This is a genomic window from Aquiflexum sp. (assembly GCF_977115555.1).
Genome location: NZ_CDSBKL010000171.1, coordinates 1 through 8,244, shown reverse-complemented (window position 1 = coordinate 8,244; position 8,244 = coordinate 1). Strand labels below are relative to the sequence as shown.

The 8,244-nt window shown below is 41.2% G+C and carries 9 protein-coding genes; 2 read left to right on the top strand and 7 right to left on the bottom strand.

Going from position 1 to position 8,244, the window contains the following annotated elements; translation table 11 throughout:
• On the bottom strand, positions 1-245 hold a 245-nt coding region (locus ACZFYI_RS11365; protein WP_462524248.1), incomplete at its 3' end, for a DUF4221 family protein.
• Between the two features lie 286 nt (positions 246-531).
• Between ACZFYI_RS11365 and ACZFYI_RS11360 the strand changes: the two genes are divergently transcribed.
• On the top strand, positions 532-1,740 hold the full coding sequence (locus ACZFYI_RS11360; RefSeq protein WP_462524247.1) for an ATP-binding protein: 1,209 nt from the start codon (positions 532-534) through the stop codon (positions 1,738-1,740).
• Between the two features lie 207 nt (positions 1,741-1,947).
• Here the strand turns inward: ACZFYI_RS11360 and ACZFYI_RS11355 are convergent, their stop codons facing one another.
• Positions 1,948-2,700 (bottom strand): LytR/AlgR family response regulator transcription factor, encoded by a 753-nt coding sequence (locus ACZFYI_RS11355; RefSeq protein ID WP_462524246.1) that lies wholly within the window; start codon positions 2,698-2,700, stop codon positions 1,948-1,950.
• A complete protein-coding gene (locus ACZFYI_RS11350; protein ID WP_462524245.1) occupies positions 2,697-3,578 on the bottom strand; it encodes a sensor histidine kinase in 882 nt (293 codons plus the stop codon). The genes ACZFYI_RS11355 and ACZFYI_RS11350 overlap by 4 nt, the downstream gene beginning before the upstream one ends.
• Between ACZFYI_RS11350 and ACZFYI_RS11345 the strand changes: the two genes are divergently transcribed.
• Positions 3,565-3,750 carry a hypothetical protein gene (locus ACZFYI_RS11345; RefSeq protein WP_462524244.1) on the top strand — a complete coding sequence of 62 codons (186 nt, stop codon included), beginning with the start codon at positions 3,565-3,567 and terminating at the stop codon, positions 3,748-3,750. The genes ACZFYI_RS11350 and ACZFYI_RS11345 overlap by 14 nt on opposite strands.
• Positions 3,751-3,788: 38 nt before the next feature.
• Here the strand turns inward: ACZFYI_RS11345 and ACZFYI_RS11340 are convergent, their stop codons facing one another.
• The 4 genes from ACZFYI_RS11340 to ACZFYI_RS11325 all read right to left on the bottom strand — a co-directional run bounded on the left by ACZFYI_RS11340 (position 3,789) and on the right by ACZFYI_RS11325 (position 7,764).
• Positions 3,789-4,289, bottom strand: a complete 501-nt coding sequence (locus tag ACZFYI_RS11340) for a DUF2306 domain-containing protein (RefSeq protein ID WP_462524243.1) — start codon at positions 4,287-4,289, stop codon at positions 3,789-3,791.
• Between the two features lie 35 nt (positions 4,290-4,324).
• Positions 4,325-4,870 (bottom strand): hypothetical protein, encoded by a 546-nt coding sequence (locus ACZFYI_RS11335; protein ID WP_462524242.1) that lies wholly within the window; start codon positions 4,868-4,870, stop codon positions 4,325-4,327.
• Between the two features lie 75 nt (positions 4,871-4,945).
• Positions 4,946-5,602 (bottom strand): hypothetical protein, encoded by a 657-nt coding sequence (locus ACZFYI_RS11330; RefSeq protein WP_462524241.1) that lies wholly within the window; start codon positions 5,600-5,602, stop codon positions 4,946-4,948.
• Between the two features lie 11 nt (positions 5,603-5,613).
• Entirely contained in the window at positions 5,614-7,764 is a 2,151-nt protein-coding gene (locus ACZFYI_RS11325; RefSeq protein WP_462524240.1) for a TonB-dependent receptor, read from the bottom strand.
• Positions 7,765-8,244: the final 480 nt, after the last annotated feature.

Below are 8,244 nucleotides of genomic sequence, written 5' to 3'. Positions count from 1 at the left end.
TCTAGTTTTTCAAGGCTGATCTTTTCCAGACTGAATTCCTGTTGGTTGAAGTTGTATAAATATTCCAAATCCTGACTTAGGCTTGATTGCATCAGATTGGCATTTAGGTATAATATCTCATCCTTCGAATCCACCATGACAGTATCTATAGAAAAAGTCATTTGGGAGAAATCAGTTTGCTTTTCAGTATTGCTTCCGCAGGAAAAGAGAAAAAGAATCGAAATTAATATCAGGTAGTTTTTCATAAATATTGGGATAAAACTAAAAATAGTGTATTCGATATAAAATCCAAAAAGCAAAACGTTAAAAGTTGTTGATTCCTCAAAAAATTAAAATCTTATCGATCAGAATTAAATACAGAACCCAAAAATCAAACTACCATAGATAGCAAAACCTGATATTTTTACTAGTGCAATAGGTAAATTATCCGATATTTTTACTAGTCCAATAGATAATTTATCAGATAATTTTACTACTCCTATAAAAATTCTATTTATGAATCCTTACATTTGAGCAGTAAATCCTGCAAAAATGAAAAGGAAACTCTACGAAAAGCTACTCCAACATCTCCCAAAAAAGGAATTTACTATCCTCACGGGAGCGAGGCAAACCGGCAAATCTACCCTATTGGCTGATCTGAGAAGTTATTGTATGGCGCAGGGGATTCCACAGATATTCATCAACTTGGAGAATAAATCCCTTTTGGCAGAGCTCGATGCCAATCCGCTGAACTTATTGGCTTACCTCCCGGCCCAAGACCAAAAAACCGTGGTCTTTATTGATGAAATCCAATACTTGTCAGATCCTTCCAACTTCCTCAAATTGATCTTTGATGAATACAGTCATCTGATCAAAATCGTCGCAAGTGGCAGCAGTGCATTTTATATTGACAAAAAATTCAGGGATTCATTGGCGGGAAGGAAAAGGATTTTTCACCTGATGACCTGTGATTTTGAGGATTTTTTGATGCTTCAGGGCAAAGAAGAGCTTTGGCAGGAAGTCGTCAGAATAAGAGAACAACCGGAAGCAAAAAGCCTCAAAATAGATTTGCTCCGCTTGGAATGGGAAGCCTATATGTTGTTTGGTGGATATCCGGCAGTGGTCACAGAACCTTTGGTCAGCGAGAAAATAGAAATCCTCAAAGAAATAAGGGATTCATTTATCAAAAGAGACATTGCAGAATCAGGGGTACAAAACGAATTGGTTTTCTACCAATTGTTTCAAATCCTTGCTTCTCAAACAGGGCAGTTGGTCAACGTCAATGAATTGAGCAATACTCTAAAAGTCAGAAACGAGACCATTTTGAGTTACCTAGAGGTGATGGAAAAGTGTTTTCATCTGTCAATGGTAAAACCATTTTTTGCCACCATCAGGAAGGAATTGGTGAAAATGCCTAAAGGATACCTGATGGATACAGGTCTGAGAAATTCCCTGCTCAACAATTTTACCCCGATCAATCAGCGGCTTGACAAGGGCGAATTGTGGGAACAGACGGTTTTTAGGGTATTGGCCAACAAATTTGGAACTGATGGAATCCGATTTTGGAGGACTGCGGATGGAAAAGAAATAGACTTTGTCCTTCCGGATGAAAATCCACCTTTGGCAATAGAAGCAAAATTTGATGACAGAATGGCCAAAATCAAAAAATACCAATTGTTTTTGGATACCTATCCGAATTTCAAATTTCAGTTTGCTACGATGCAGCCATGGTCTGAGGATTTTTTTAGGAGGTTTATCTGAGAATTAAGTGTCGGTCTAGGTCCGAAGAATTCAAAAGATATCTCCCTCTGGTCGATATGACAAGGTGAGGTTAATTTCATCTCTAACCACTTCCGGTTCCGATACTTGGTTCTTGGTACATGGTACTTCGTACTTTCAAACTTACCACCTATCACCTCTTACTTTTTCCAACTTGGTACTTGGTTCATCCTACTTCGTACTTCCCTTTCACCCATCCAACCAATCCTTAAAATCCCCTACTTTCTCCCTGATGACCAAGATATCGTTGTCATCACAATTTGCGAGTTTGATCTTGAGCCGGCTGTTGGAATAGGTGTGGATTTCGGCGATGGCGGAAAAGGAAGCAATGTATTTTCTGTTGAGCCTGAAAAACTTTTTGGGATCGAGCATCCCTTCCAACTGGTCGAGGGTGTAATCCAAAATATACCTTCTGTTTTCTTTTGTCTGAAGGAAAGTCACCTTTTCTTCACTGAAAAAAATGGAAATATCCACTGTCTCCACACTTTGGATTTTTTCACCAAACTTCACCAGAAAGCGGCTTTTATGGTTGCTTGATTGTGGAGAAAGCAAGTCCCTGATCTGATTGAGGTCAAAACTTGGCTTGACCTGTTGGGATTGGAATTTTTGGATGGCTTGGGCCAATTCCTTCGGGTCGATGGGTTTGAGGAGGTAGTCCACCGAGTTCAGCTTGAAGGCCTTGATGGCATATTGGTCAAAGGCCGTTGTGAAAATAATCGGAGAACTCACCTTTACCCTTTCAAAAATCTCAAAACTCTGCCCATCCGCCAATTGGATATCACAGAAAATCAAATCCGGAAAAACATTGGTTTCAAGCCATTTGACTGCTGAGGTAATGCTGTCCAGATGGCCAAATATTTCCGCACCGGGAATCAAATCCATTACTAACTGTCTCAGCCTATTTGCTGCAGGCCTTTCGTCTTCGATGATCAGGATTTTCATGTTTCTTCTAGTTTGAGAAGTGGCAGTTCTACGATAAATTCTGTTTCGGTTTTGGTGATTTTGGGATGTTTGTTACTGAGAAGCGCATAGCGTTTTTCAATATTGTCCAGACCAATCCCGCTATCAGCGACTTCTTTGGTAAGTTTGGGTTGGAGGTTATTCCTGACGATCAATTTATCGGGAGTTTGTTGGATGAAGATTTTCAAAGGCTTTTCCATACTCGCGATGTTGTGTTTGATGGCATTTTCCAAGAGCAGCTGCAGCGAAAGAGGTGGAATATTAAAACCCTTCATTTGATTGACATCAATGAAATATTCCAGACTTTGCTCAAACCGGATCTTCTGTAGGCTCAGGTAATTCTCGGCAAAAATCACTTCCTTTTCCAATTCCACGAGTTCGCTGTTTTGAACATCAAGCACATACCTGTAAATCTTGGACAGCTGCTGGATAAATTCCGCAGACCTGTCGGCACTTTCATAGACGAGGTTGGAAAGGACATTCAGCGAATTGAAAAGAAAATGAGGATTGAGCTGGTCTTTGAGGGATTGGTATTGGCTGGCGAGTTTTTCTGATTTGAGTTGCTCGGCTTCAATAGCGGCCGAACGCCACTCGTATAACCAAGAGCGGGATATAAAGACAGTAATGATAACCAAGGCGATGGAGGTGGGCATAATGGTATTTTCCAAAACACGCGAGTATTGCATATTCCACAAGTTGACTCCATCCACGGTGACCAAGACATAACCCACCACCAAAATAAAGCTGGCGATAAATGAATAGATCATATAAGAAGCTGCTGTTAACACCAATCGCTTTACAGGCTTTTCGATCCAGGAAATCCTTTTGTCAAAATACTCCTCCACTTTGAAGCCCCCCATACTCAGAGAAGCCGACATCAGAAAAGAAAAAAACCAATCAGGGAGTATGGATGAAATCCCTTCCAAAGAAAAAAAACAGCTTGGACAGAAAATCACCGTCAACATTGTGGCAATTCCAAAATTCAAAATAAAAAACCGCTTGGCGGAATTGAATATCGTGGCTGAACTGTAAAAACCTTTGCTCATGGATTTATCCTTAATTGAAAGTTATCAATGTGAATATTTTTTTGTAATGGCAGCCATCAAACTAAGCCATTTTGCTTTGTTAAATCCAAAAACAATTCCTCCTACCACCATCACTCCTGCAGTTGCCAATCCCACCATTCCAAAAAACGGCACTTCTGGAATCCTTGTCATCATCTCACTGACAAAAGCCCCATACAGACCGATTACAGACCAATACATAAAGGAGAAATGAAGATAGGCCCAATTTTTAATTTGATTTCGCATGAAAATCGGCATCATCCCCAAAAGCAAAGTAAAGGTACTGACGACAGCGAAGTAATGAAAAATCCCCCATTTGCCAAATAAGTTATAAAGCATAAAGGCGGTCACCAATAAGATGACCATACTGGCCACATAAAAGTAGCCAGTCCTGATATGCATCTTGGTTCCTTTTGTCATCATCAAAACTGCTGTACCGAAAACCAAAGCAGCCATGGATGCAATCAGGTGAATCAATCCTATTTCATTGTTGACTATACTAAACATAATTCGAAGTAGACAAATTTTTAAATCTGGCGCTTTTATTTCTTTAAATTTACCCTAAATCCCACACTGGCAACAAACCCATTTGAAAAAAATGGACTCCCGGCGATTTTATCCGCTCTCGCCCGCGAGGTCATCACTCCCAATTCAATGAAGTAGTTGAAAGCCGGGGTAGGAAAAAACTCAAACCCAAATGTGCCATAAGTACTCATCCTGAATTTCTCAGAGGAAAATTTTTCTGAAGGAAAAATTCCGACGAGGCCTCCTTCTCCATACAGACGGATACCTTGGCCAACTTTACCTCCAAATCCCACAAATCCCAAAGAAAGGTTCTGATAGCCTGACCATACATATTCACCATCCAGAAGATGTTCAAAATATGACTGATTGGCTTTCAGCCGGATGGCTGCATTTCCATTGAGGATTTCGGGACTTGTCAAATTGAGACCAAATGCAAAATCATCTTGAAATTGGTTGATTTGGAAGCCAAAGCCCAAACCGGAATCAGGCGTTTTTTGCTCTTGTGCAAAAACAGATGTGCCGAAAAACAGCATCATTATTAAGGAAAAGAGTGTGGTTTTCATGGGAATAAATAATTTTTAAATCTGACTTGAATTCGAAAAAACTTCCTGAAATGAATTCAGAAAGGTCAATTTTTTTCATTTACAGGTATTTTCTTTCATTTGGTTTGCAAGTTCTTTACCCCATTTTGGATTCAGGGATCCTTCTTTGGCTTCTGCAGCCTCTTTGTCAAAAAGCTCCAAACTTGCATCTACCAAACCACAGGCTTTCTCAGGTCCCTGACCAAAAAACTGCGCCATGCCGTATTCCATCTGCGCCATCATGATGATTGCGCGGGGATTTTGTCTGTTGAGTTCTATGGCTTTGCCAAAAGTCTGCATGGCTAAACCTGATAAGCTTTGTCCACGGGAATTTGGATCAGCAGCCAATTCTCCCATGGTAATAAATCCCTGTAGTGCTACGATTTCTGAATTGTTCGGAGAAATGGCATTTGCCTTTTCGATGTGTTTTTTGGCTTGGGCATAGTAACCGTCTTTTTCTTCCAATCCGCCCTCAGCCCTGAATCCCATATTGGCATAAGCCAAGGCGGCATAATAATCCGGAAGCCATTCGCCGGTATTCATCTCTGCAATCCTTGCAAAAGCATTTGCGGATTTTTGCAGATCTGCTACAGGTCCTGCCTGTCCCAAGGTTTTGATTTCCTTTTGCATGGCTTTTTCATAGGCTTCATTGGTAGCGTTGGCGAAAGTGGCTACGAACAACATCAATGCGATAATCAGTGTGTGCTTTTTCATGGTTTCTGTAATTATAAGTTGTTTAAATTATTTGCGGTTTTGTCTTTGGAAAGTGTCAGGAATATGCCGAGAAATATGAATCTCGGTGCTGTTTGCCTGATGGGCAAGCTGTCGTATTTGCCCGAATCATTTGGCTGGGGATTGAATTGGTATCCGAAGATATTGTCCCTGCCCAATACATTGGAGCAGGCGAAATGGATGATCAGATTGGGTTTGGGCAGGTAACTCCAGCTCAGACTCAGGTCTTGGAATCCTTTGGTTTTGGCATTCATCTGTCCCGGAAAATTAGGATCGGTATAAGTATAACCGTCGTTGATGGCAAAAGAACCTCCAAGCTGTGATTTCAATTTGGGTACAAAATGCTTCACGACGATTGAAGCATTATGTCTTGGTGCAAAACCGGGCTGCACCATTTCGGTAAATTGGGCAAACTTCCGTCTGCTGTCCACAAAGCTATAAGTCACCCAGAAATCCGTGTTTTTAACGGTCTTTTGGTCACGGTAAAAGACATCAAAACCTTGTGCATAACCTGATCCGTTTTGTTGGATACTGCGGTAGAAATATTGGCTTCCTTCATAGGTCAGGATTTTTTTGTAATCCTTGTAGAATGCCTCTGCACGGATGGTTCTCCCGTTTTTACTTTGGAAATAATTCAGGATCAGATGGTCTGCCCGGGTGTTTTGGACTTCAGGATTAGCGATCCGCAGTTGCTCCACAGGCATTTGGCTGAATTGACCGGCAGCCAAGGAAAGCTGTCCTTCATTTTCAAATTTGTATGCCAAGGAAAACCTTGGGTCTAACCAAGTCTGATCCGCCAAGGTACTGTGACCACCGCGAAGACCACCGCGGAAAACGAGCTTGTTACTCACATAATAATCTGCTTCTGTGAAAATATTCGCCTGCAGGTCATTGAAATCCCTGACCAGATTCTCAGATCGCAAGCCTTCTTCATAGTTGAAAATATAGGATTCCAGGCCGGTCTTTAGCGAAAATTTATCAGAAAAACCCTTTAAAGCGACTGCTTTGGAGTGGACAGTTCTGTTTTGGTTTCTGATGTCAACTTGGTCCAGGGCAAATTCATCCACATTGTTGGAATAAGAAATCCCGCCATAATAGCTCCAATCGTTTTTGCCTATTTGTTTGAAAGAGCCTGAGGCAAACGTATAGTGGTTTTTTAGATCAACCAATTGGCCACGACCTTCGGAACCCGGTATTTTTTGCCAGATTTTCATTCCCCCTGTTTCGGTATGGGCATAGGCTTTGACCATTCCGTTATTTCCCCATTTTTGCCTGAGGGAAATTTCAGCATCAAATCCGTAAGGAGCCCTTTCCCAATCAAAATTTTGGGTAACAATTGCCTGATAAGGAGACAGGTCCATGTAATTGGCAGAAGCAGTCAGGCTGTTGTTTTTCCCAACCAAAGTCTGGGAATATCCCAATCCAACTGACATCAGGTTGATATCACCTTGGTTTCTTAGCGGAATATCCACTGTATTCAAAGCCAAGGCTGAGGATAGCGCATGTCCATACTCGGCAGAATAACCTCCTGTGCTGAAAAAAGAACCTTTGAAGAGGTTGGGATTGAAACGAGTTCTGGTAGGTACATTGGAGGCGGTGGTTCCAAATGCGTTGCCGACTTTCATCCCGTCTATGAAGATGGCCGTTTCGGTGGCATCTCCTCCTCGTACAAAAAGACGTCCGTCATTGCCAACATTTGCTGTTCCAGGCAAAGTCTGAAAAGCGCCGATGATGTCACCCATCGCCGACGGGACAGTGACAATATCAAGGGGTTTCAGAACAACTGCCTTTTTTTCATCGGAAGCTTCCATCGCACCGGCGGAGATGGTTACAGCAGTCATTTCATTGATTGCTTCCCTAAGCACAGGATTGAAAGTTTGTTCCCCAACTTTCAATATAATTTCGATTTCTTCAGATTTGAATCCCATCGCCTGAAAAACCAGGATGAAGCTTCCTTTCTCCTCTGTCTCCAACATATAACTCCCATCCAATTCGGAGGATGTACCTTCATAAGTGCCTTTTAGAAATATATTTACTCCGGGAATGGTTTCCCCTTTGGCATCTTTGACAATCCCTTTGAGAACAGTTTGAGCCAAAGTCAGATTGACCAAGAAAAATAAACAGATGGTGAAAAGTGCTTTCATTGCTTTGATATTTGATCCAAAAGTGTGGAGAAAGACCAAGTCAAAAAATTAAACCTGACTGAAGTGTCGAATTAGAAGGATGAAGTGTAGGAAAGGGAGAGTGGTGAATTAGTCCATAGACCATAGTCCATGGCAGGTTCTGTTGAATTTCAAAACCTATCCGGTTTGCTTGCCTTTATGGAAGCGGAAAAGTTTTGATTATTGTAACCGCTATTACTGTAACGGTGGTTACAATAAATTTCCAACATCATTTGTCAATTCTCAATTGTATTTAAGAATTTATGTGTTAAAGCCTTCTTTCACTTAACTATATAAAACCCGAATTGAAGTTCCATTATAGCGACTATGGACAGTCGACCGTGGTCCATGGACAAATTTTTTTAATCAATGAAAAAACAAACTAGGAAGAAATAAGGATATCCCAGGCACAAAAGTAACCAAAAGCAATACCAATAAACTTACCAAAAGAAACGGCACTCC